The sequence below is a fragment of the Methanosarcina sp. 2.H.A.1B.4 genome (assembly GCF_000979385.1).
GTDB lineage: Archaea > Halobacteriota > Methanosarcinia > Methanosarcinales > Methanosarcinaceae > Methanosarcina.
Window position 1 is genome coordinate 57165 of the sequence record NZ_JJOV01000041.1, and the last position, 23912, is coordinate 81076.

20 protein-coding genes and 1 tRNA gene are annotated in these 23912 nt (G+C 43.1%); 14 read left to right on the top strand and 7 right to left on the bottom strand.

Annotated elements, in window-relative coordinates:
* Window positions 1-54 precede the first annotated feature (54 nt).
* Entirely contained in the window at window positions 55-1398 is a 1344-nt protein-coding gene (locus EO92_RS06685) for an RNase J family beta-CASP ribonuclease (RefSeq protein WP_048170234.1), read from the top strand.
* Between the two features lie 38 nt (window positions 1399-1436).
* Window positions 1437-2402: a polyprenyl synthetase family protein gene (locus EO92_RS06690; protein WP_048170266.1), complete on the top strand. Its 966-nt coding sequence runs from the start codon at window positions 1437-1439 to the stop codon at window positions 2400-2402.
* Between the two features lie 224 nt (window positions 2403-2626).
* Here EO92_RS06690 and ppdK read toward each other — a convergent pair whose 3' ends face one another.
* A complete protein-coding gene (gene ppdK / locus EO92_RS06695) occupies window positions 2627-5287 on the bottom strand; it encodes a pyruvate, phosphate dikinase (RefSeq protein ID WP_048170236.1) in 2661 nt (886 codons plus the stop codon).
* A 321-nt stretch (window positions 5288-5608) separates the two neighbouring features.
* Between ppdK and EO92_RS06700 the strand changes: the two genes are divergently transcribed.
* The 6 genes from EO92_RS06700 to EO92_RS06730 all read left to right on the top strand — a co-directional run bounded on the left by EO92_RS06700 (window position 5609) and on the right by EO92_RS06730 (window position 13810).
* A complete protein-coding gene (locus tag EO92_RS06700; RefSeq protein WP_048134510.1) occupies window positions 5609-5869 on the top strand; it encodes a Gar1/Naf1 family protein in 261 nt (86 codons plus the stop codon).
* Window positions 5870-6061: 192 nt separating this feature from the next.
* Window positions 6062-7075, top strand: coding sequence for a transcription initiation factor IIB (locus EO92_RS06705; protein ID WP_048170238.1), 1014 nt, complete (start codon window positions 6062-6064; stop codon window positions 7073-7075).
* A gap of 782 nt (window positions 7076-7857) precedes the next feature.
* Complete coding sequence (locus tag EO92_RS06715; protein ID WP_048134468.1) at window positions 7858-8868, top strand: class I SAM-dependent methyltransferase family protein; 1011 nt, start codon at window positions 7858-7860, stop codon at window positions 8866-8868.
* A 555-nt stretch (window positions 8869-9423) separates the two neighbouring features.
* Window positions 9424-9495 (top strand) — tRNA-Thr (locus EO92_RS06720).
* A gap of 465 nt (window positions 9496-9960) precedes the next feature.
* Complete coding sequence (locus EO92_RS16675; protein ID WP_052734288.1) at window positions 9961-11532, top strand: PGF-pre-PGF domain-containing protein; 1572 nt, start codon at window positions 9961-9963, stop codon at window positions 11530-11532.
* A 343-nt stretch (window positions 11533-11875) separates the two neighbouring features.
* Window positions 11876-13810: an MASE3 domain-containing protein gene (locus EO92_RS06730; protein WP_048170270.1), complete on the top strand. Its 1935-nt coding sequence runs from the start codon at window positions 11876-11878 to the stop codon at window positions 13808-13810.
* A 103-nt stretch (window positions 13811-13913) separates the two neighbouring features.
* Here the strand turns inward: EO92_RS06730 and EO92_RS06735 are convergent, their stop codons facing one another.
* The 3 genes from EO92_RS06735 to EO92_RS06740 all read right to left on the bottom strand — a co-directional run bounded on the left by EO92_RS06735 (window position 13914) and on the right by EO92_RS06740 (window position 16019).
* A complete protein-coding gene (locus EO92_RS06735) occupies window positions 13914-14909 on the bottom strand; it encodes a cation diffusion facilitator family transporter (protein ID WP_048170240.1) in 996 nt (331 codons plus the stop codon).
* A gap of 176 nt (window positions 14910-15085) precedes the next feature.
* Window positions 15086-15217 carry a hypothetical protein gene (locus EO92_RS18780; RefSeq protein ID WP_255350331.1) on the bottom strand — a complete coding sequence of 44 codons (132 nt, stop codon included), beginning with the start codon at window positions 15215-15217 and terminating at the stop codon, window positions 15086-15088.
* Between the two features lie 148 nt (window positions 15218-15365).
* The gene (locus EO92_RS06740) at window positions 15366-16019 is read right to left on the bottom strand and encodes a phosphoribosyltransferase (RefSeq protein ID WP_048170242.1); all 654 of its coding nucleotides are present in this window, start codon (window positions 16017-16019) and stop codon (window positions 15366-15368) included.
* Between the two features lie 161 nt (window positions 16020-16180).
* On the opposite strand from EO92_RS06740, the gene EO92_RS06745 reads away from it, so the two are divergent.
* The 4 genes from EO92_RS06745 to EO92_RS06760 all read left to right on the top strand — a co-directional run bounded on the left by EO92_RS06745 (window position 16181) and on the right by EO92_RS06760 (window position 19382).
* Window positions 16181-16402 (top strand): hypothetical protein, encoded by a 222-nt coding sequence (locus EO92_RS06745; protein WP_156165746.1) that lies wholly within the window; start codon window positions 16181-16183, stop codon window positions 16400-16402.
* Window positions 16403-16794: 392 nt separating this feature from the next.
* Complete coding sequence (locus EO92_RS06750) at window positions 16795-17484, top strand: AIM24 family protein (RefSeq protein WP_235283223.1); 690 nt, start codon at window positions 16795-16797, stop codon at window positions 17482-17484.
* 257 nt (window positions 17485-17741) lie between these two features.
* Window positions 17742-18572: a winged helix-turn-helix domain-containing protein gene (locus tag EO92_RS06755; RefSeq protein ID WP_235283224.1), complete on the top strand. Its 831-nt coding sequence runs from the start codon at window positions 17742-17744 to the stop codon at window positions 18570-18572.
* A 156-nt stretch (window positions 18573-18728) separates the two neighbouring features.
* Window positions 18729-19382 carry a hypothetical protein gene (locus EO92_RS06760; protein ID WP_048170248.1) on the top strand — a complete coding sequence of 218 codons (654 nt, stop codon included), beginning with the start codon at window positions 18729-18731 and terminating at the stop codon, window positions 19380-19382.
* Window positions 19383-19493: 111 nt separating this feature from the next.
* Here EO92_RS06760 and EO92_RS06765 read toward each other — a convergent pair whose 3' ends face one another.
* From EO92_RS06765 to EO92_RS06775, 3 genes are all read right to left on the bottom strand, one after another.
* Window positions 19494-19739 carry a transcriptional regulator gene (locus EO92_RS06765; protein WP_235282964.1) on the bottom strand — a complete coding sequence of 82 codons (246 nt, stop codon included), beginning with the start codon at window positions 19737-19739 and terminating at the stop codon, window positions 19494-19496.
* 122 nt (window positions 19740-19861) lie between these two features.
* On the bottom strand, window positions 19862-21001 hold the full coding sequence (locus tag EO92_RS06770) for a DUF362 domain-containing protein (protein WP_048170250.1): 1140 nt from the start codon (window positions 20999-21001) through the stop codon (window positions 19862-19864).
* A gap of 134 nt (window positions 21002-21135) precedes the next feature.
* Window positions 21136-21543 (bottom strand): ArsR family transcriptional regulator, encoded by a 408-nt coding sequence (locus tag EO92_RS06775; protein WP_048134485.1) that lies wholly within the window; start codon window positions 21541-21543, stop codon window positions 21136-21138.
* Window positions 21544-21802: 259 nt separating this feature from the next.
* Between EO92_RS06775 and groES the strand changes: the two genes are divergently transcribed.
* Both groES and groL read left to right on the top strand, forming a co-directional pair.
* Entirely contained in the window at window positions 21803-22081 is a 279-nt protein-coding gene (groES, locus tag EO92_RS06780; RefSeq protein WP_048134487.1) for a co-chaperone GroES, read from the top strand.
* A gap of 125 nt (window positions 22082-22206) precedes the next feature.
* On the top strand, window positions 22207-23817 hold the full coding sequence (groL, locus tag EO92_RS06785; protein ID WP_048170252.1) for a chaperonin GroEL: 1611 nt from the start codon (window positions 22207-22209) through the stop codon (window positions 23815-23817).
* The last annotated feature ends 95 nt before the right edge of the window (window positions 23818-23912 follow it).

The window sequence follows — 23912 nt, forward strand, 5'->3', positions numbered from 1 at the left end:
GTTTCGGTTTCACAAGGATGAAAATTAAAAAAATTAAATAAGAGGTTAAAAAATATGACTGAAATAGGAATTGTTGCAGTCGGCGGCTATAATGAAATGGGCCGCAATATGACTGCTATCATTATAGGTGAAGATATTGTCATTCTGGATATGGGGCTCAGGCTTGACCGGGTTCAAATCCATGAAGATGTTGAAATTGACAAGATGCATTCTCTTGAACTGATCGAGATGGGTGCAATCCCTGATGATACTATCATGAAAGAAATCAATGGGACTGTCAGGGCAATCGTCTGTACTCACGGGCACCTTGACCACGTAGGCGCGATTCCGAAGCTTGCCCACAGGTACAATGCTCCTATACTTGCTACCCCCTATACTGCAGCTATCATCAAACAGCAGATTGAGTCTGAGCGCAAGTTCGAGGTCTGCAACAGGGTTATTCCTTTACAGGCAGGTGGGACCTATCAGGTTACGGAAGATATTTCCATAGAATTCATCAGGGTCCAGCACAGTATTATCGATTGTGTACTTGCAGCTGTGCACACTCCTGCAGGGGCGGTCCTTTATGCCTGCGACTTCAAGCTGGACAGGACTCCTACTATGGGTGATGCTCCTGACTTCGAGCGCTTCAAATCCCTCGGAAGGGAAGGGGTCATTGCAATGATTACCGAAAGCACGAACGCAGGACGCTCAGGAAAGACCCCCTCGGAACAGATTGCAAAGGACATGGTCAGGGATGTACTGCTCGGGACAGAAGAGTCCGATGTGGGCATGATTGTTACAACTTTTGCCTCTCACATTGCCAGGCTAAAAGCAATTATCGAGGCTGCCGAGGAAATGGGGAGAATTCCGGTGCTTATGGGGCGTTCCATGGAACGTTATGTGAGTGCAGCCAGAGATGTCGGCTACCTTGAACTGCCCTCCAATGTGGAGATTTACGGCATGAGAAAAGATGTCGACAGGGCATTCAAGCGCATCATGCAGGAAGGCAAGAACAAGTATCTTCCTATTGTTACGGGACACCAGGGAGAGCCAGGCTCCATTCTCGTTCGGGTTGCAAACGGGGAAACGCCTTACACAATCGACCCCGGAGACAGGATCATTTTCTCAGCAAATGTGATCCCGAGCCCAATGACTCAGGCAAACCGCTATGCTCTTGAGACCAAACTCAGGATGAAGGGCGGCAGGATCTATGATGATGTTCACGTATCAGGGCACGCTTACAGGGAAGATCACTGGGAGCTTCTGCGCATGGTAAATCCTGAGCATGTAATTCCTGCCCATGGGAATATGGAAATGCACGGGCATTACATCGAAATGGCAGAGGATGCAGGGTATGTACTCGGAGATACAGTACACCTTCTCAGAAACGGCGAAGTGTTATATATAGAAGAGTAACCCTATAATGAAAACCCCTCTGTATTCTCGTGATGCTTATGATGCTTATTGATGAGATTCAAAAAAGAAGTATTCATGTTGATGCTGCAATTGACGAACTGCTTCCAATTACCCGTCCCGAGGAGCTGTACAAAGCTTCTCGTTATCTCGTGGACGCCGGCGGAAAGCGCCTTCGTCCGGCAGTTCTAATCCTGACAGCAGAAGCTGTCGGTTCCGATCTCAGGTCCGTTTTGCCTGCAGCAGTGGCCGTGGAACTTGTACACAATTTCACCCTGATCCATGATGATATTATGGATAAGGACGACGTCCGCAGGGGAATGCCTGCAGTCCATGTTAAATGGGGTGAAGCCGGGGCTATCCTTGCCGGAGACACCCTCTACTCCAAAGCTTTCGAGATCCTGTCAAAGGTCGATAACGAACCTGTAAGGATTTTAAAGTGCATGGATGTCCTCTCAAAGACCTGTACCGAAATCTGTGAAGGGCAGTGGCTTGACATGGACTTCGAAACAAGGGACCGGGTGACGGAACTTGAGTACATCGAAATGGTGGAAAAGAAAACCTCTGTCCTCTATGCAGCCGCAGCCAAGATCGGTGCTCTCCTCGGTGGAGCCTCTGACGAAGTTGCCGAGGCCTTATCCGAATATGGCCGCCTTATAGGAATTGGCTTCCAGATGTACGATGATGTCCTGGACATGATCTCTCCTGAAGAAGTACTCGGAAAGGTAAGAGGCAGTGACCTTATGGAAGGGAAGCATACCCTGATTGTCATTGACGCTTTCAGGAAAGGCGTAAACCTGGATATCTTCGGGAAAGGGGAAGCCACTCTCGAAGAAACCGAAGGAGCCGTCCGGACTCTTACTGAATGTGGGTCCCTCGATTACGTGAAAAATCTTGCAATCTCATATATCAATGAAGGCAAGGCAAAACTGGATGTTCTGAAAGACTGTCCCGAAAAGGATCTTCTCCTCCAGATTGCCGACTATATGATTGCAAGGGAATACTGAAGTTTCTGAACATTTATCTTTCTTGAAGGATTGCGGCAGATCCTGCTGCAATTCGATAGCCTTTTTTTGAATTTTCGATTTCTGGTTTTTGAGGATTAGTGCAGCATGGTAGGATTTATTTAGTCCTGAATCAGGCTAAATCGGGTTAGCCGCTACGCTCCCAAAAGTTGTTTTTCAAAAAAAGAAGAAAATGGCAGGATATGATCCCGCCAGAGTTTTAAATTTTAGATTTTTCCTTTTGCGTTTCTCATTTCCATTGTGCTCTGCGCAGCTACAAGCCTTGCAATTGGGACTCTGTAGGGGGAGCAGCTCACATAATCAATGCCAATTTCGTGAGCGAATGCAATGGATCTCGGCTCTCCGCCGTGTTCTCCGCAGATTCCCATCTTGAGGTTGGGTTTGACGGAGCGGCCTTTCTGTATGCCGATCTTCATGATCTCGCCTACGCCTTCCTGGTCCAGGACTGCGAAGGGGTCGTGTTCAAGGATTCCTGCCTTCTGGTAGATAGGCACGAACTTGGATACGTCGTCCCTGCTGAACCCAAAGGTTGTCTGGGTCAGGTCATTTGTCCCGAAGGAGAAGAAGTCGGCTTCCTTTGCGATCTGGTCTGCAATGATTGCGGCTCTGGGCAGTTCGATCATGGTTCCTACCTTGTAGTCGATCTTTATGCCTTTTTCAGCCATGACAGTTTCTGCCATCTTGCAGACTTCCTCTCTGGAAAGGGTGAGTTCCTTTACAAGGCCAACGAGTGGGATCATGATTTCAGGAACAATTTCCATTCCCTCAGATGCAATTTCACAGGCGGCCTCCATTATTGCACGTACCTGCATGTTGTAGATCTCAGGATAGGTGATCCCGAGCCTGCAGCCCCTGTGCCCGAGCATGGGGTTGAGTTCCTTAAGGGAAATTACACGCTTGATAACTTTTTTTATCTCATCGATTTTCCCGCAATCCCCAGAGGCTTCAAGTTCCCTGAGCTTTTCATCGAGCTCTTCTTTATCAGGAAGGAACTCGTGCAGAGGTGGGTCAAGGAGCCGAATGGTCACAGGCAGGCCTTCCATGCTGCGGAAGATTCCGAGGAAATCTGCTTTTTGCATGGGGAGTAGTTTCTTGAGGGCTTTCTTCCTGGCCTTTTCGTCTTCGGACATAATCATTTCCCTGACTGCAGGGATCCTGTCTTCTCCGAAGAACATGTGCTCTGTCCTGCAAAGCCCGATACCTTCTGCACCGAGTTCGCGGGCAAGGGCTGCATCAGCCGGGTTGTCGGCGTTTGTCCTTACTCCGAGAGTTCTTATCTCGTCAGCCCATGTGAGGAGTTTTCTCAGATCGTAATTTATCTCGGCATCAATCAGGTCTACTTTCCCGATTATGACGCTTCCGATACTTCCATCAATCGTAATATATTCGTGCTCTTTGATGGTGAAGCCGTTTACCATGAAGTGAGCACTCTTCATATCGATTGAGATCTCTCCGCAACCAACGACACAGGGTTTGCCCATGCCTCTTCCAACGACTGCGGCGTGAGAAGTCATCCCTCCGCGCACGGTAAGGACTCCCTGTGCAGCTGCCATGCCTCCGATGTCTTCCGGAGAGGTCTCGGTACGGACAAGAATTGTCTTTTCGCCTAACTCTGCCATCTCTTCAGCAGCTTCGGCAGTAAAGACTACCTTTCCTACAGCTGCTCCGGGAGATGCGGGAAGCCCCTTTGCAATTATTTCCAGTTTTGCTTCCGGGTCAATCCTCGGGTGCAGGAGCAGGTCAATGTGTTCTGCTTTTACTCTGTTTACTGCAGTTTCCCTGTCTATGAGCCCTTCTGCCACCATGTCCGTTGCAATCTTTACGGCTGCAGCAGCTGTGCGCTTTCCGGTTCTGGTCTGCAGCATGTAGAGTTTTCCTTCCTGAATGGTAAACTCTATGTCCTGCATGTCCTTGAAGTGGGCTTCAAGTCTCTGGCAGATATCCACAAGCTGGGCATATGCTGCCGGGATTTTGTCTCCTAGAGTATTAATATATTCTGGGGTCCTTATCCCGGCAACCACATCTTCGCCCTGTGCATTGATGAGGTATTCTCCGAAAAACTTCTTTTCGCCTGTAGATGGGTTTCTTGTAAAAGCAACGCCTGTACCTGAGGTGTTTCCTCTGTTCCCATAAACCATGGTCTGTACAGTAACAGCTGTGCCCCAGCTGTCATCAATGTCATTGAGTTTCCTGTAGGTGATGGCTCTCTGGTTATTCCATGAGTCAAAAACAGCATTAATTGCCATCTGAAGCTGAACCTTTGGGTCCTGCGGGAACTCAAATCCTTTTTCGAGTTTGATTACTTTCTTAAATCTATCTGCCAATTCTTTTAATGCTTTTGCATCGAGGTCAGTGTCGGACTTAATCCCCATTTCCTTTTTCGTGTCCTCGATTAAGGAATCGAATTTTCTGAATTCAACTCCAAGCACCACGTCCCCAAACATGGCGATAAATCTTCTGTAGCAGTCGTAAGCGAATCTTTCATCATTAACTTTTTTTGCGAGTCCTGTCACGGATTTGTCCGTAAGCCCCAGATTCAGGACGGTGTCCATCATCCCTGGCATGGATACTTTGGCTCCGGACCTTACAGAAACAAGTAGCGGATCTTCAGGGTCTCCCAGTTTTTTATTATTTAGTTTCTCGAGTCGATCGATTGCTTCTTCGACCTGTCTGAGCAGTTCTGCGGAATATTTCTTTTCCTTTAGATAGAGTACACAGACTTCGGTTGTTATTGTAAAGCCAGGCGGTACGGGAATTCCGAGATTTGCCATCTCGGCAAGGTTTGCACCCTTACCTCCAAGCAGGTCTTTCATACTACTTTTGCCGTCAGTTACATCCTTTCCAAAAAAATATACGAACTTAGACAATGATTCTCCTCCCTGAAACGAGATCATTAATCGGAGTTAGAGTCTGATAATTCCCCAGACCTAAGGCCTGGTTGTTGCCAACAATGTCCATTTAATATATAAGCTTGTGGTTCTCCTTAACTGTATCTTATAATTCACTCTCTCAATTTAGTTCCAATCAATGTATAATATAGGTCTTGCGATATCTTTATATGTTATAAGCGTAGACTACATATGCTTCTCAGTCTATAATATATATTCTTATTCGGGACTGACAGTTTAATCCACTCGAAGCCGGGGTATTCTACCCTGCGCAGAGAGGCATAACTATTCGTGGCTGATATGAAACGACTCGGTACCGTGTTGCACAGGTCAGGTCCTAAAAACCTGATAATTAGAGGGGATGAGGTAAAACCCGATAATGTCTCAGGTAGTCCTCCAAAGTTGAATTCGGTTGTTGTTGACAAAGCCCTGAGTCGGATTGGTACAATTGCCAGTGTCTTTGGACCTGTGAACCATCCATATTTTTTAGTGAGGGGCTTTAGGCAAATCCCTGATTCAGAAATTCGGGCTCTCGTCAATGAAAGAGTCTATATTCGGTGAGATCTCTGATTGTCGATGAAGATTTAAATCCTTTGTTATGGTTAACTTTAACTGGTTTATATGTTTTTTGCTAGTTATAGCCGCAAGTTTTCGTATCCCTTCTTTTATATATATACTGTAATTTATATTGTGCAGGCTTGAGATTGCAGGGAATCATAAACATAGTCATGTTAATTTGTAAGGTGATATAATATGGTAGAAGTCGAAAGGGTTCGCTATTCGGACACTCTTGAAAGAGAAAAAATACGTGCCATGATCAAAGCTCGCAAAGAGAAGCAAAATGAGCAAAATTTTGAGAAAGAAAAGGCCGTGTGTCCGGAATGCGGCAGCAGGAACCTTGTTCACGACTACGAGCGGGCAGAGCTCGTTTGCGGTGACTGCGGACTTGTCGTAGATGCCGATTTTGTGGACGAAGGGCCCGAATGGCGAGCTTTCGATCACGATCAACGCATGAAGCGTTCCCGTGTGGGTGCGCCCATGACATACACAATCCACGACAAAGGGCTTTCCACAATGATTGACTGGAGGAATCGTGATTCCTACGGAAAGTCTATCTCCTCCAAAAACCGTGCGCAGCTCTATCGTTTAAGAAAATGGCAGCGTAGAATTCGTGTAAGTAACGCAACTGAAAGAAACCTGGCTTTTGCCCTTTCCGAACTGGACAGAATGGCTTCTGCTCTGGGTCTTCCGAGAACTGTCAGGGAAACAGCGGCAGTCGTTTACAGAAAAGCTGTGGACAAGAACCTTATCCGCGGCCGCAGTATTGAAGGTGTAGCCGCAGCAGCTCTTTATGCTGCCTGCCGCCAGTGCAGTGTCCCGAGGACTCTTGATGAGATCGAAGAGGTTTCGAGGGTCAGCAGGAAGGAAATCGGAAGGACTTACCGTTTCATTTCCAGGGAACTTGCCTTGAAACTCATGCCAACTTCCCCAATCGACTATGTCCCGAGGTTCTGCTCCGGGCTTAACCTGAAAGGAGAAGTCCAGTCAAAGAGTGTTGAGATCCTCAGGCAGGCATCAGAAAAAGAACTTACAAGCGGAAGAGGACCAACAGGAGTTGCAGCAGCTGCAATTTACATTGCATCCATTCTCTGCGGTGAGCGGAGGACTCAGCGGGAAGTCGCAGATGTTGCCGGGGTTACGGAAGTTACCATCAGGAACAGGTATAAGGAACTAGCAGAAGAACTGGATATTGAGATTATCCTTTAAATTCTTCTTCTTCTTTTTTTATTTTCCAGCCTAATTAAAGGTTTTTCCGGTATGTGCAGGGTATAAGTGCCCTATTTTTCTGTGTTCAGTCTTCTTCAGATTGAGCCTTTTAGCTGTGCATATATCCTGTTTTCATATCGCGTTTAATTTTTGTAATTATACATTTATCTTTCTTTTTTCCTCATAATTTTCCGGTAAGAGTGAGATAGATCAATATCCCACCACTAAAGGTCAGTATCCATAAAGCCAGCTGTATTCTCATATTTTGAAGAGTTTTCCAGCTCCATCTGTTAATTACAAAGATAAAACCAAAAGCCAGGGCTAGGGTTCCAAAAAAGCCATGAATATATATAACTGAAGGGGCTTTCCCGGCAATGATTAAATTGTAAGCGGAATATAACATGTAAATGCCGGATAATATCGCAAGAGCATATCCCCCAGTTACTATTTTTCCATGTTTTGTTATTCCTTCTTTTTTCGATTTATTTTTCTTTAAAGCCCCAACGCTTATTATGTAAAGTAATAGAGTTGCTATTTGTAGACTAAGTGATATAGTTCTGAGTTCCGATATGGTCAGTCCAGGTGCCAGATTAACTCCCCTCCATCTGTTTGAACGCTTATTGATAATTCCTATTTTAATATAATTTCAAGTCTAAAGATGCCTTTGGAAACAAAGTTCCTGAAATAAGTCCCTTATTAAAATAAGTCCCAAATTCAATTTCGATATTGAGAAAACTTAATAACAAAAGGATAGCTTTAGAGTTTCAGAAGGTAGGAGCCCTATGAAGCGACAATGCATACAAATTCCCAAAAAGAAAGGAGAATCTGCAAGGAGAGTACTCCTTGATTTTGAACTCCTTGATAATTCTCTGAAAATAGGTTCGGATGAAACTTTTCTTTATCTTCCCCTTTCCAGAGAGCTTCTTTCGCATGAGCTGGCAGATCTTCCTGCGGAAGCTGAACTTGCTGAGTTTGATTTTGAGCCTCAGGAGAAAAAACCCACACCTGGGGATCTTCTTGGTTTCAATCCGGCTTATGAGCTCATCGGAGATATTGCGCTTCTGGAAGACGAGAGTCTGGACTCACAAACAGCCTTCAAAATCGCCGATGTCCTCCTTCTTGCCCAGCCAAACATAAAAACCGTTGTCAAGCCTCTTACTCCTGTTATCGGGGAGTTCAGGATCAGGGAATTTGAGGTAATTGCAGGCGAGCCCAGAACCGAAACCATCCATAGGGAGTATGGCTGCCGCTACAAAGTCGACCTTTCAAAAGCTTATTTTACTCCCCGTCTTTCTACTGAACGTTCAAGAATCCTCTCCTGGGTTAAGGAAGGCGATACCGTTGTCGATATGTTTGCAGGTGTCGGTCCTTACAGCATCCTGTTTGCAAAAAGCAAAAAGCCTTCAAAAGTTGTGGCAATCGACAAAAACCCGGATGCGGTCCGCTATCTCAGGGAAAATATAACCCTTAACTCCGCAAAAAACATTGAAGCAATCGAAGGCGATGCCCGGGAAGAAGCAAAAAGGTTTGCAGGCACTGCCGATCATGTAATCATGAACCTTCCTCACAGTGCCCATGAGTTCCTTGACTCTGCTGTCCTCCTTACAAAACCAGGTGGCATAATCCACTATTACGGAATGACTCATGAAGACGATCTCTTCGAAAGCTCCGTCGAACTTATCAGAAAAGCTGCGGAAAAAGCAGGGCGGAAGATTGAAATTCTGGAGGAAAAAGTAGTCCGTTCCTATGCCCCCCACCAGTATAATATATGCATCGAAGCAAGGGTAATTTGAGATTTCTGCCATTTTTCGCTTCTCGACCTCTCGCAAAGTTCGGAGCATGAAAATCTCTCTTCCGGGCGACTTATACTGGCAACCAGGGTGTAACTGGTAGCCAGGACGTAACTGGTAGCCAGGGTGTGCCAATTAAAATATAAAATATTCTTTGCAGGAAGAAAAGGAACCGTATGATCTAATATTCTGAGGCCTGTGTAAAAGAAATGTTTAAACATTTGCAGGTACAATTTCAATAACGTTTCTTAAAATTGTTCAATTACAGATCATACTTAGAATTCTACAGGGAGCTGATTTCTGATGTCCACATTTGCCTATTTCATGATAGGTTTCTCAGTTTTGGTTGCTCTTATTTTTATATGGTTCTACCTCAAGTACTTTCAGAAAAGAGACAAATAATAAGTTAAAATAATTATTAAAGAGCAAGAAAGTAACTGACGGTTTTTGCTTTCCTTCTCTTTAATTCTTCTCTTTGCGGGAAGGAAACAACTCTCACGAGCGAAATAGTTAAATTCTTGATCGCTATTCTAAGTCTGCTTATTCTTCAATCCATGTGCCGTCGTGGCTTAGCGGTATAGCGGCTGATTCGTAATCAGCAGGCCGGGGGTTCAAGTCCCCCCGACGGCTCTTGTTTTTTTATTTTGTGTCCTCTTTTTGTGGGTGACTTTATAAGTTGTCTGCGATTTCAATACTGTTTTAGTTATCCTGACAATTAGAAAGAAACTGCAAGAATGCAAATCTCTGGAAATATCAGCTTGTCGTTGACGAAACGTTAACATTTTTTTCTTTTACAATTGGTTGAACATTGCAGATTGCACATTTTAAGCTCTAATGTGTATTTTCAAGCCTTTGCTTAAATATATAAGTCTACTGCTATAATAAAAATAATAATAACTGTTCGACAATATTATATACCACGGTTTATTCTAATAATATAATTCTTTATTATGTATAAATCTTTTAAAATTAGTCATTGGCTTCTCTGTCAATGCCAAAGTCAGATCAATAATTCCTGCATGAGTCTAAAGTCTACTCCCTTATATTATTGTTTGAGACGAAGTCATTAAAAAATACTTTCTTTGGGTGTTCATTATGTGGAAATTGAAAAACCGGTTTTTTGCAATTTTATCTGCCTTCTTAATCTTAATGGCAGGTTCTGGAATAGGTGCTGCAGCGAACATAATAGTTCACAATGGTGAGTCTATACAGGCAGCAGTTAATAATGCAACTGCAGAAGATACAATTATTGTTGAGCTTGGGACTTATACTGAGGATATTTATGTAGAAATACCTGACTTGATTATAAAGTCTAAATCCGGAAATGCTAATACAATAATTCAAGGTGGATTTCAGGCTAGTGATTTATATGGACCAGTAAACGGAGTAATGGATGGATTCACTTTTAATGGTGAGAATAATGGTAGTAATTCCTGGATCTGTGCCACTCCTGCCGGATTTTCAAGTTGTGAGATTAGGAATAGTAAAATAATACATTATGATATCGGTATGGCAGCAATTACTGATAATAGGATTTTTGCTCTGAATACACAGTTCATAGAATGTGGAACAGGTATGTCGGGAACATATCTTACTGCTGTTGGAGCAGAAAATTGTCAGTTCATAGATTGTGGAGTGGCAATGGAAACTGGTTATCCAGAATGGTATTACTCCATAAATAATGTAGAGATCCACACAGATGCATCAGGTAAACAGGTTGTAACTCTTATACCTGACTATAATGTTGAAGATCCCGAGCAACCTCCAAAACCTCCTGCAAACAATACAACCACTAATCCTACAACTCCTGAGAAACCTGTAGAACCCAAAGTACCCTCCAATAACACAATCAATAATACAACTACTCCGGTAGAGACACCCGCTGAACCCACTGTACCTGTCACGACTCCAATAGAGTCTCCTGTAGAAACCCCTGTCGAAGACACTGGAAGTAGTTCAGGCGGCAGTCATCACAGCTCAAGCTCCAGTGGTTCTTCTGGTGGAGCTGGTGGCTCTCCTGAACCTGCAAAGAATGTCGCATCTAAAGAGATCTCACAGACCTTCATCATGAACGGAAAGCCTGTAGTGTTCAATTTCCCGCAGAATGCAACCTGTATTGAATTCATAAAGTTTGAAGCAAAGAAAACTGTAGGCAAGACCACCACCATTGTTGAGGACCTGAAGAATAAGTCTACTCTTGTTTCTGACCTTCCGGAAGGTATTGTTTACAAATCATTCAACGTATGGGTCGGTAATGCTGGCTATGGAAATTCAAAGGATATTGAAAATAAATTAATAGGCTTCAAAGTTAAAAAGTCCTGGCTGCAAGAAAACAATATTGATACGGCTTCTGTTGCTCTTTACAGATACGATGACGAAAACAAAGACTGGGTTAAGCTTCCAGTAAATCTTGTAGATGAAGATAAACAGGTTCTTCATTTCACAGCTGAAACTCCGGGCTTTTCTTCATTTGTAATTACAGGAGAAAAAACCGGTGTTGAATCCACAGATCCGGCTGTAATATCTGAAATCAATAAATCAACAGATCTGAAAATGTCCGAAAAGAATTCTGAAAATTCCAGGGATCCTGGATTCGGTCCCGTAACTGTAATATTGATAGTTGGTGCAGTTGGCCTTTGTTGTCTCTACTTCTATAGAAAAATGTAACTTAACTATCAAATAGATTATTGCCAGCTTGGGAAGATTATCTTCCCATTTCTTTTTTTGGATGGATATGAGCAAGCCGAAAAAAGATTTTGGGCAGAAATCTTTAAATAACTACAAAAATATATTTATATAGAGATCAGTCAGTCAAAAGTTTTGCAATAACTTAATTAATTTACAGTGTGATTTTTATGGCGATATATTATATATAATATAAACTCAGTAGTTCCTCTGCATACCTAAATAATATTAAAATGGGGTAAATATATTTAGTAAAGTGGAGAAAAATTCTCGGGTCTTAATCTACAAAATAATATTCTGGGCAGTCGTAATAAGTTTGCTCCATATGATTACCCTTAGTAACAACCTTCTTTTCCACACTCTTGTAGAGTTATTCAGTGTCATAATTGCGTATGTAATATTTCTGGTTGCATGGGAATCCAAGACATTTCTGGAAAACAGGTATCTCCTGCTGATAGGAATTTCTTGTTTCTTTTTTGGCACTCTGGACCTTTTACATACTTTGTCATATGAGAGGATGGGGATCTTTCCGGGTGGCATGAATCTTTCTACCCAGTTATGGATTGCCTCAAGGTACCTGGAGGGGGCATCGTTCCTGATAGCTTCTCTGTTATTAATGAGTTCCAGGGCATTGAGCCTAAAAAAAGATACCAGCCCTGCAGAAAAAGTCCGATTTGCCCGGGAGATATTTATCGCATATACCGGAGTTACTCTTGTTTTGTTGCTTTCAATTTTTGTTTTCAGGAATTTTCCGGTTGCTTATATTGAAGGTGTAGGGTTAACTGCTTTTAAAGTCATAAGCGAGTATGTAATCTCTTTAACGCTTGTCTGCTCATTGATTCTTCTTTATCTAAAGAGAGATCGGTTTGAAAACCATGTTTTCAGGCTGCTTGCAGCCTCCATAATCCTGACAGTTCTCTCAGAACTGACTGCCACCACGTTTACACAGGTGGATGACTTTTCGTTTGCTATTGGGCACTATTTTAAACTGCTGTCTTTCTACCTGATCTACACGGCAATTGTGTCGACTGGGTTCAGTGAGCCTTACAGCATTCTTTTCAGGGAGCTTAAACAGAGTGAAGAAGCTTTGAGGCAGAAAACATTTTTTCTTCAGGATGACCAGGGGCGTATTTACAGGATGCTCGGTGTGCAAATAGATGAACCTGAAAGTGAACCTTCAATTGTGTTTTCTCAAACAAATGAAAGAGCCTACTCTTCACTGGTGCAAAATATCGAAGGTCTTATAGGTTTCCGGTTTGATGAAAATGCAGAAACAACCTTCATGGATGGGGCGGTTGAAGAGATTACAGGTTACAGTAAGGAAGACTTTCTTTCTCACAGGGTTAAATGGGCAGAAGTAGTTGTGCCTGAAGACTGTCCCATGCTTCTTGAGAACATTAAAAAATCAGTCTCTAATCCTGATCTATCTACCGAAATCGAGTACAGGGTACAGAGAAAAAATGGAGAGGTTAGATGGGTCAGGGAGGTTTTCCAGAAGCTTCCGAAAGATTCCGGAACTTCCGGGCAGTTCCAGGGATTTGTTCACGATATTACCGAACGTAAAAAGGCAGAAGATACTCTACAAAAAATCGAGGAAGCCCGCATAAAAGAAATCCATCACAGGATTAAGAATAATTTGCAGGTAATCTCTTCCCTGCTCAGTCTCGAAGCAGAAAGGTTCAGCGACAGAAAAATGTTTGAAGCCTTCCGGGAAAGCCAGAACCGTGTAGCTTCTATGGCTCTCATTCATGAAGAGTTATACAAAGGTGATGACATAGATACTCTGGATTTTGCAGCCTACCTCCGGAAACTGACTGCAGACCTGTTAAACTCATATCTTGTGGGCAACGATAATATAAGCCTCAAACTTGACCTTGAACAGGTTAATTTTGGCATGGACACTGCAATTCCTCTTGGAATTATTGTCAACGAACTGGTCTCGAATTCCCTGAAGCATGCTTTCCCTGAAGGGGAGGGAGGGGAAATTCGAATACGTCTCAGCAGGGCAGCAAAACCTGCTTCAAAAACAGGACATTCAGTCGAGGGTATGGGCTGTGAAAGGGGTTTTGATTACACATTAATGGTAGCAGATAACGGCAGGGGTATTCCGGAAACCGTTGATTTTAAAACTGTCGATTCTCTCGGGCTCCAGCTTGTAAATATTCTCGTTGAACAGATAGATGGCTGTATCGAACTTAAAAGGGAGCAGGGGACGAAGTTTGTAATGGGTATAAATGTAGCAGAAAGTGCCGAGGTCTGATGGATTTTTCTGGTCAAGCTGAAACTGCTGTTTAATGTGTAAGCTCCTTTTAAAAATGGTGAAAAAGTAAAAGGAGCTCATGTTTAAAAAGGAACATTCCCTTTCAGGAGAGCCTCTGCTTTTTATTTGTTCCTTCGTATCCTGAATCCGAATTCGAGTCCGAACAGGGTTCCACATGAATTGAGAATTGGCCATTTTTGCCGCAGACTTCCTTTAATCTGTCTTCTACCTTTGTTGAGATTTCGTGTGCATCTACAATGTTCAGGTTTCTGTCTACTTCAATATGGACATCTGCAGCCATGGCATTTCCTATCTTCCGGGTTTTTAATTCATGGAAACCCAGCACACCTTCTGTGGTTATCAGGATTTCCTCAATACTTCTATAGGTCCCTGAGTCCAGTGAAGCTTCCAGCAGTTCGTTCAGGTTTTTGTAAGATATATCGAATGCCACTTTGAATATAAAGAAACTCAATATTACGGCGGCTATCGGGTCGAGCACCACCCACTTGCCTCCAAGGAGGATTGCACCTCCGATTCCAACCATTGTTCCTACTGAAGAGAAGGCGTCTGAACGGTGATGCCAGGCGTTTGCGATCAGTGCATCACTCTTAAGTTTCCGGGCATATATAATGGTGTAGCGGTATAGCCACTCTTTTATCACTATTGAGAGGATTGCTGCAGCAAGAGCAATCCCACTTGGAGCTGGTAGCACTTCTCCATGATAAAAAGCAATAACCTTTTGGAGACCGCCCCAGAAAATCCCGAAAGCCACCACAACGAGTACCAGTCCTATAAATGCAGCAGACAGGGTCTCGATTTTCCCGTGACCGTAATTATGCGTGCTGTCTCTGGGCTTTTTGGCAACTTTTAAACCTGCTATTACTGCGATGTCGGTCATGAAGTCTGACATGGAATGGGCGGCATCAGCAACCATTGCCGAACTGTTACCCATTATCCCTGCAAAAAACTTAAAACCCGTCAGCAAAACGTTTGAAGCCATCGCAACCTTTGTTACGTAAATTGCCTGGGAATACCGGGTGTTTTCCGTCTCCTCGGAGTTAGAAAAGGCTTCATTATCTGTACTATCATTTCCTTTCATAATTTCTCAGAAAAGCCGTGATTTCTTTGAATAAATTTTAAATTTATACCTGTATTATATACCTTAAACCAGAACATATAGATAAGCAATCAACAGATATAAATATTCTCTTTCGCCAGTTCTGACTCTATTAGTGTCACAGGATACTGTTTTTCAATTAAATCTCATTTGTATAATCATAGGTTATATTCTTTATACTTTTCCGGACGAAGAAGATCAAATAAAAGGATTCCAGAGCCGCTTCTCTGAAGTTCCTTTGCAACGTACTTGTTGTGGGCTATGGCGTATGTTCCCTCTTCCATGCACAAAAACAACAATTCTCCCCGGCTCCTTCCGGGGTAGATAGAGTTCCCTCAAGATGGATTGCAATCGGGATACGGACTTCATCATCTCTTTTATGAATAACAGATTTACCTGGGATTTGGCCATGAGTTAGCAGCATATTTACCTGCGAGCTTACTTTGTTGAAAAATTCCTTGCTTTATCCAGCAGTTCACAGACTTCTTCGTCCGTAGTCTGGCTGAAGTCTCCATACCATGTGCCTACTGAATAAAAGGGCTCCGGCGTAGTAATACAGATTATTTCATCTACTTTGTCCTCAAAGAAACTGCGCGTGTCCGGGGAAGCCGTGGGGACTGCAACGACCAGTTTAGCCGGGTTTTTAGTTTTAAGGGCTTCAACTACTGCATGCATTGATGCACCGGTTGCAATCCCGTCGTCTATCAGGATTACAGTCATGCCACTTATATTCAGTTTGGGATGGTTCCTGCGGTAAATACGCTCCTTGCGTTCCAGTTCTCTGAGTTCGTTTATAGCTATCGTAGCAATTACTCTATCAGGTATCTTGAAAGACCTTACAATATCTTCGTTCAATACACGGACGTCTTCAGATGCTATTGCTCCCATTGCCAACTCTTCATTGCCAGGAACTCCTAGCTTCCTAACTACGAAAACATCCATTTTTACATTCAGTTCTTTTGCAACTTCAAAAGCTACCGGAACCCCCCCCCGCGGAAGCGCCAGTATCAGTACATCCTGACGGTTTGAGTACTTTGAAAGTTCTTTTGCCAGTCGTTTTCCTGCATCTGCCCTATCTTTAAAGATTGCCATTGTTCCCCTCAATTCCATATTAATCGGATTAATTCATAAGTTTTGTTTATTTATATTATCATATGTTTAAACTCTTAAATGTATAGATTATTCTAAATTTAAATTTAAACTCTCATATGCTTCTACTCAGAGATTACACAGATTATATAAAACTAATATAAGTGATGGCAAATGAGCCAGTGTGGGAAAGCCAAAACGGAAAAGCCAAAACAGAACCGCCAAAACAGAACAGCCAAAACGGAAAAGCCAAAACAGAAAAGCCAAAACAGAAAAGTCAAATGAATAAAGCTTTCAAAAATATCCATTCAATTCTCAAATATTTGCTGGCTCTGGTAGAATTCTTAAGTGTGTATGTTGCATATGTGATATTTCTTCTAGTGTGAACATCAAGACCTCATCTGGAAAACCAATCCCTTATGTTTATAGGAACTGCTTATTTTTCAGGAACTGCTTACTTTTTTATCGGGATTCTGGACAACTTTCTATAAACTGCCACTGTATCAAAATATTATAATACAATTACTAATATATTTATTTAAGTAGACGGCTGAATATCTAATATTATATCTTACATTCGGCACGAATCTATAAGGTCATCTTCAATAAACTGATAAGTGGTGAGCCTATTATCGAGAAAAAATTCTATGATAACATCAATGTTCTGGAATGCATTGAAAAAGATGGAATAAAGATCGAGATTCTTGAGTATAAGACCCTGCGGGGACTCAGGGATGTCTGCCTTGCAGAAAACCTGTATTACCTTGAGAAAGCTGGCATGAGCCTCAAACAGGTAAAAATCACCCTCATGAATAGTGCAGTAACCACTGAAAGGGGAGCCCTGCATTTCCACAAGGGGAATATCTGTGCTGAGTGCGAGACCGGAGGAGTTGGAGGTCTTGCAAAAAAACTGCTTAAAAATAAATTGACCAACGAGTCTGCCTTTACTCCCACGTACTCAGGTACAGGAGAGATTTTCCTTGAACCAAGCTTCAGCCATTACATACTGCTGGAACTGAACAATGATGCGATTATTGTAGATAAGGGAATGTTCTACTGCTGTGAAAACGGGGTCAACGTAGAAGTCTCATCCCAGAAAAACCTATCATCCGGCTTTTTTGGAGGGGAAGGCTGGTTCCAGACCAAAATCAGTGGAACAGGTCTGTGTGTACTTGCAATTCCCGTGCCTCCGGCTGAGGTTCTAAAATATGAGCTTAAAAACGAGAGATTACAGGTTGATGGGAATTTTGTATTCCTGAGGTCGGCTTCTATCAACTTTACAGTTGAGAGGTCTGCAAAGAATCTGGTCGGAAATCTGACAAGCGGCGATGGAGCCCTTCAGACCTTCGATGGTACCGGAATTGTCTGGATGGCTCCCACTCAATTCGTATATGGAGCCCTTTCGCGGTGCTATTATCCTTCTGTTCCTAATGCTTCAAGAAGCAGTGGCAGCAGTAACGATGACTGATTTTCTTTCCGGCATCGGGATCGTTCCATTTGTCTGAATCTGGGAAGCACCTGGAAGGAAAAATGAAAGGTGCTTTTTCTTATTTCTTTCCTTGAACTCTCTTCTCCGATATTTTTTTTTCATTTTTTATTCCATATTCTCTAATTTTCTGGTTTTTCAGACTCAAGATAACCTTTATATTCGTACACTAATGATTATATCAGTACTATACTTATTTGAAATCTTCACACTATCGTATTACTAAAAGATGCTGACTTATGTTAGAAGGCGCAAACCAGATGAAACTACAGCTTGTTAATATTCTTTTATTTTCCGACAACAGGAAAAATTTACTGTTACTGCTGGCAGAAGGGCCCCGAAATAGTGATGAAATTCTTGATTTGCTTCAGGTCCCCAGAATTTCCCTGCTTCCCCATATCAAAAAATTAAAAGAAGAAGGTTTAATTGTTCAGAAAGGAGATGTATATCGTCTTTCTATCATAGGTGATATATTAGTTAAAAAAGCCAGGCCTTTACTGGATGCAGCCAGCACATTTGAGGATAATGATTATTTCTGGTGCCACAGGAAACTGGATTCTATTCCTTTTCATCTGTTAAAACGGATAGGGGAGCTTAAAGGAAGCCAGCTTGTAGAACCCGGGCTTACTCACGGATTTGATCTGTTCCCTGAGCTGATTAATCATTTTACCGGGTCTTCAAAGGTTATGCTCCTTTTTTCTTATTTTCACCCTCAGATCCCTTCTTTCTCTCTGGAGCTCGCAAAAAGAGATGTTAAGGTCCAGCTCATCCTTAGCAGAGATTCATTTGATAGGTTTTCAGGGGATTTCCGTGATACAGGAGAGAAAATTCTGGCGAGGAAAAATGCCTCTGTTTTTGTGTATGCAGGAGCTCCGCTTGAAATTCCTGCATTGATTGCTATTTCGGAAAACGCGTTATTGCTCGGGTTTTTCAATAAGAAAGGAAGGTTTGAAGGGCTGTACCTTCTCAATTTTGAATCCCGCGCCCTGACCTGGGGTAGAGAACTCTTCGAATACTATATGGAAAAGTCAGCTAAAATCTGTTTAGGGGATCAGAAAATGTCTTTTTAGTGAGTCAGAAAGTTTGTTCAATGAATTATCCTGAATGCAGTACTTATAGCCAGAGAGCTTCCTGTGACCTGTTAAAATCAGATATATACTTTAATCTGAACATGAGACCTCCAGTTTTAAATATCTTTGATTCCCGAAGATCTTACAGGTATTCCAATGAAACGAACCTCTAAGGAATGGAAAGAAAAAAGGGCGGAATTCATTAAAGGCAAAGCCTGTGCCTGGTGCGGCTCTTCTGAGCGCCTGTGTGTCCACACTTCCGGAGCCTTTTCTCCGGCAGAGGTCCGTTCCGGGATTTACAGTCTTGCTTATACCCGATTCAGGGAAGTGTACAGACAAAAGTACCAGAAATTCGAGCACGTCCTGACCGGTAAACACCGCCATAAAAGCCACCCTGCCTGGCACAAAGCCTCTACTGTACATAAAGCCAAGCCTGACCATACTGACCTTGAAGAGCAGTGTATCGAGGTGCTTGTTGAAGATACGGGAGAAGGAAACTTCAAAAATCTTTATCATGAATGGCTTGACGAAAGCGGAATTGAAGAGCTAATTGAAGAAGAAACTCGAAAAGCCGAAGAAGAATATGCATCTCTGAAACACGCAACTGTACTCTGCAATCGCTGTCATTTTGCAAGCCTGAGGGGCATGGAGCTCTGCCCGGTATGCAGAAAAAAGTATAAGTCTTCAAGGTATGAGACCTGCTTTGATTGTCTGCCTGATGAAAAAAAGAAAGAAGTTATGGTAAGGCAAAAGGAAAAAGAGGATTTCCCGGAGAATTCGGAGAAGTTTTCTGATAAATATAGTTCCTGAAAAGCCATAGTTTCATAAAACCTCAGCAGGAAACCCGTTAAATCTTTAGATTTAGCGGGTAGTTGACTTTATGACTATGGCGATATGAATCGGGAACCTTTCCTGTTTTTTTCATAAAAGAGCCCAGCCACTTCCTCCACATGCCCTGCAGGTCCCCGTTTCCAGGTTACCTGACCCGCTGCAAAGTGGACATATTATTGCAGGCTGGGCAACGAGCACGTTTCCCTGTCCTCCGCAGGCTTCACAGATTCCACCTTCATCATTCCCGGTTCCGCTGCAAAGAGAGCATTTTTCCGGAGCATACTCTGTATCGATATAGGTATAAAGCATCCCATCACCTTCTTCATTTACGAGCACAGGGATATTTTCCCAAGCAAAAGATTCTTTTAATACGTCTTTTAGGCGTTCTGGATTAAAAGATCTTGCAAAAAGATGAAAAAGAAAGTGTTATAATGTAATTGCCGGATTTCATTTTACATTTATGCTCTACGTATTAAATCCTCGGTTTCTGTTAAAAACTGTGCCAGCAGGGACTTTTTTATCTCGACTGCATCGTTAGGGCAGAGTTCCCTGCAGCAGTAGCACAGGATGCATTTTTCCGGATTAATCTTGAAAGTTCCGTCTTCCAGCCGTTCCACCGCCCCGGGAGAACAGTTCAGATAGCAGGCTCCGCATTGAGTACATTTTCTCTGGTTGATTCTGGGGTTAATGGTGTAATATTTGCCAAGGCTGCGCTTAAGGAACGCAGGGGATGTACTGATTCCCCCGCTCGAAGGCTTGAATTTCTTTTTGACTTCTTTTAATGGCTTTCCGACCACTACAGGACACTGGTTTCCGAAACCTTTCTTCAGGGCACCTGTCGTAGTGGGGATTTTGAGAGGATCAAAGCCGATCAGTTCTGCTGCAACAATATCCAGGGAAACACAGTCCGGGCTTGCTAGAATTACTCCTGAGTTTACAGGCTTTCCGTGGGAAGGCCCGTTTCCTTCCATGCCTACAACTCCGTCCATGACTGCAAAACCGGGTCTGACGATAGAGTACACATCGGCGACGGCTTCGCCAAAAAGGTCCCGGTTTCCAAGAAGGTGAATTTCTTTTCGGCATTTCAGAGGGAGGACTCCGAAGAAATTCTTGACCGCGCCTGTATAATATGTAAGCTCATGGGTTTTCAGTTTCGGAAGAGATATTATAACATCTGCTTCAAGGACAGGGTTTGCAATGTACAATTTCCAGAACTGAAGCGGCTCTGGAACTTCTACCAGAGTAAAACCTGCAGTTTCAAAGTTCACAACCCCGGCTCCGGCTTTGCGGGCAGCCTCTTCTATGCCTGAAACCTTCAGGGCTTTTGCTGTAGCTCCAGGCCTTGAGATCCCGGCTCCATCTCCTACTACTGGCTTTCCTCCTGCACTGAGCACGAATTCACACATTGCTGCTACCACAGAAGGATGGGTAGTTGTTGCAGCTTCCGGCGGGCTGGCTGAAAGGAGATTTGGCTTGAGAAGTACGCGATCTCCCGGATCAATTATTTTTTCAATGCCGCCCAGCAGGCCAAGAGCCCGGGCTATTGCTTCTTTTGTATCAGAATAATCAGGGCAGGAAACTATGGAGACTCTGTTCATTGCTAAAAAGTAAATGGAAATGATTATTGAATTCTTTTCCGGTTTCAGCCTGTTGTTTTAGGCTGTTGTTAGTTTCTCAGCTTCCAGTCTATAGTCAGTTTGTTATCTTCTGAAGTGCCTTTTATATCAGGTTTTTACCTGTTTTTAAGGCCCATCATTGAATCTATTTCTTCAGCTACGTTTTCCAGTTCATCAAGTATCCTTTCCGAGTCTTTCCTCATCTCCTTTACTGCAGCTTTCAGGCTGCCTCCCCTCAAATAAATCAGGCGTTTTTTCCTGTAAAGGAGCCCGGAGTCGTTGAGGTTCCGGAGGTGATGGTTGATTCTTGAGATTTTCATATCAAGGTCTTCAGCCAGAATTTCCGATGAACTTATCTCGTCATTTGAAAGTTTTTCAAGCAGGCTGAAGATTATCCTGTTGGCTGTGTTTTCGGTATCCCTGCCCGAAGAAAAGCCAAAGCTGTCACAGAACCATAAAAGATCTTCTTCAAGGCTCTTTATCTGGGGTTTTTCAAGATTTCTGAGAAGAATCTGCTGAACCATCTGTGTATTATTTTGGAGATTCATGTATATATATTTTATTTTAATTTGTAGTCATCATTTCGATTTTTTTGCAATTATATTTATTTTACTTACAAATTTTCTCTAGAATGCGGGTAATTTTTAAATATAAGTTTTGCATTATATGCAGATAGTTGGGCGTTTTACAGCTCAATACATTCATCAATTCCATGCTGACTTATAGCAACAAGTGAATGTTCAGCTAATTTTAGGTCACTTACATATCAAGGAGGAATAAAGAGTGATTGTCAGACCTATTGGCGAACGAGTATTACTCAAACACCAGAAGAAAGAAGAAGTGACTAAAGGTGGGATCTATATCCCGGAGCCTGCACGGCAGGAGAAAAAAGAAGGAATCGTTCTGGCTGTGGGGACCTTTGAAGACGGGAAGGAGCTCCCTCTGAAAAAGGGAGACCACGTAATTTACGGGGGATACCAGGTCGATGAGATTGAAATAGATGATGAAAAATATATTTTTGTCGACTTCAAGGATATCCTGGCAACCGTTGTTGAAGAATAATGTCAAATGAGGCCGTTTCTGAATATATTGCATCAGGCATATCCTGAATGTCAGGTAAATCACGACTTCGATAAATTATAGCTTAATTAAGCAAGAATATTTAATCCTAATCCAGGTGAATACAGATGGCTTCAAAGCAGATAATGTTTGATGAGAGTGCAAGAAAAGCCCTCTTAAACGGTGTAGATAAAGTCGCAAATACTGTTAAGATCACCCTGGGGCCGAGGGGCCGTTATGTCGTGCTGGATAAAAGCACAAAACCCGTGGTCACAAATGACGGTGTCACCATTGCAAAAGAAATAGAGCTCCATGACAAGTTCGAAAATATGGGAGCCAAGCTTGTCAAGGAGGTTGCTTCCAAAACCCAGGACAACACAGGAGACGGGACAACTACCGCCACCCTCCTTGCCCAGAGCATGATCCGGGAAGGCCTGAAAAACATCAGTGCCGGGGCAAACCCTATAGAGGTCAAGAAAGGGATTGAGATTGCCACAGAAAAGGTTGTAGGGTATCTCAAGAGCAAGAGTGTGGAAGTAAAGGGCAAGGACAAAATCATACAGGTAGCTACTATTTCTGCAAACAATGACGAAGAAATAGGCAACCTGATCGCCGATGCTATGGAAAAGGTCGGCTACAACGGGGTAATCACCGTTGAAGACTCAAAGACAATGGAAACCAGCCTTGATGTTGTTGAGGGTATGCAATTTGACCGTGGGTTTGTTTCCCCCTACATGGCAGTTGATACTGAAAAAATGATCTGCGAATTTGAAGATCCCTATATCCTGATTACAGACAAGAAGATCAACAGCATGAAGCAGATCGTACCTGTGCTTGAGAAGGTCGCTTCCGAAGGCCGTTCCCTCCTGATTATTGCTGAGGATGTTGATGGGGATGCCCAGGCAGCCCTGATCCTGAACATCATCCGCGGAGCCCTGAGGGTCTGCGCTGTAAAAGCTCCCGGATTCGGAAACGAGAGAAAGGAGATGCTTGAAGATATTGCCGTCCTGACCGGCGGACAGGTTATCAGTGAAGAGAAGGGCATGAAACTTGAGGAATTCAGCGACTACATGCTCGGAAGTGCCAGGAAAGTCACGGTTGACAACCATAAAACCATAATTGTAGAAGGCAGGGGCGACAAAGCAAAGATTGATGAAAGGGTCAGGATCATCGAAGCCCAGGTCAATATTGCTGAAGCCGACTACAGAAAAACCGAGCTTAAAAAGCGCCAGGCAAAGCTGGGAGGCGGCGTTGCAGTAATCAAAGTGGGAGCTGCAACCGAAACCGAGCTCAAAGAAAAGAAGATGAGAATCGATGATGCCCTGAACGCCACAAAAGCCGCAGTTGAGGAAGGTGTGGTCACAGGAGGAGGGGTATGTCTCTTCCGTGCAGCTGCAATTCTTGAATCCCTGAAACTTGACGGCGACAGGCAGGTGGGCGTGAAGATCGTTCAGAGGTCCATAGAAGACCCTGTTCGCCAGATCGCCACAAACGCAGGCAGAGAAGGCGCTGAAGTAGTGGCAACCATAAGGGCGGAATCCAGCGAACTCTTCGGGTACAATGCAAAGAGAGATGTCTTTGAAGACCTCTTCGAAGCAGGTGTAATCGACCCGACAAAAGTGGTAAGAAGCGGTCTTCAGAACGCTGCCTCAATCGCAGGTATGGTGCTAACGACTGAAGCTCTTGTAACCGATTTTGATGAAGAAAATGATGAACGGACAGATACAATTATTATCTGATTACAGCTTTTTTCTTTTCTTTTCTTTCTTTTCTTTTTCCTTTTTTCCTGCTCTCATTATTATTATTATTATTATTATTATTATTATTATTATTA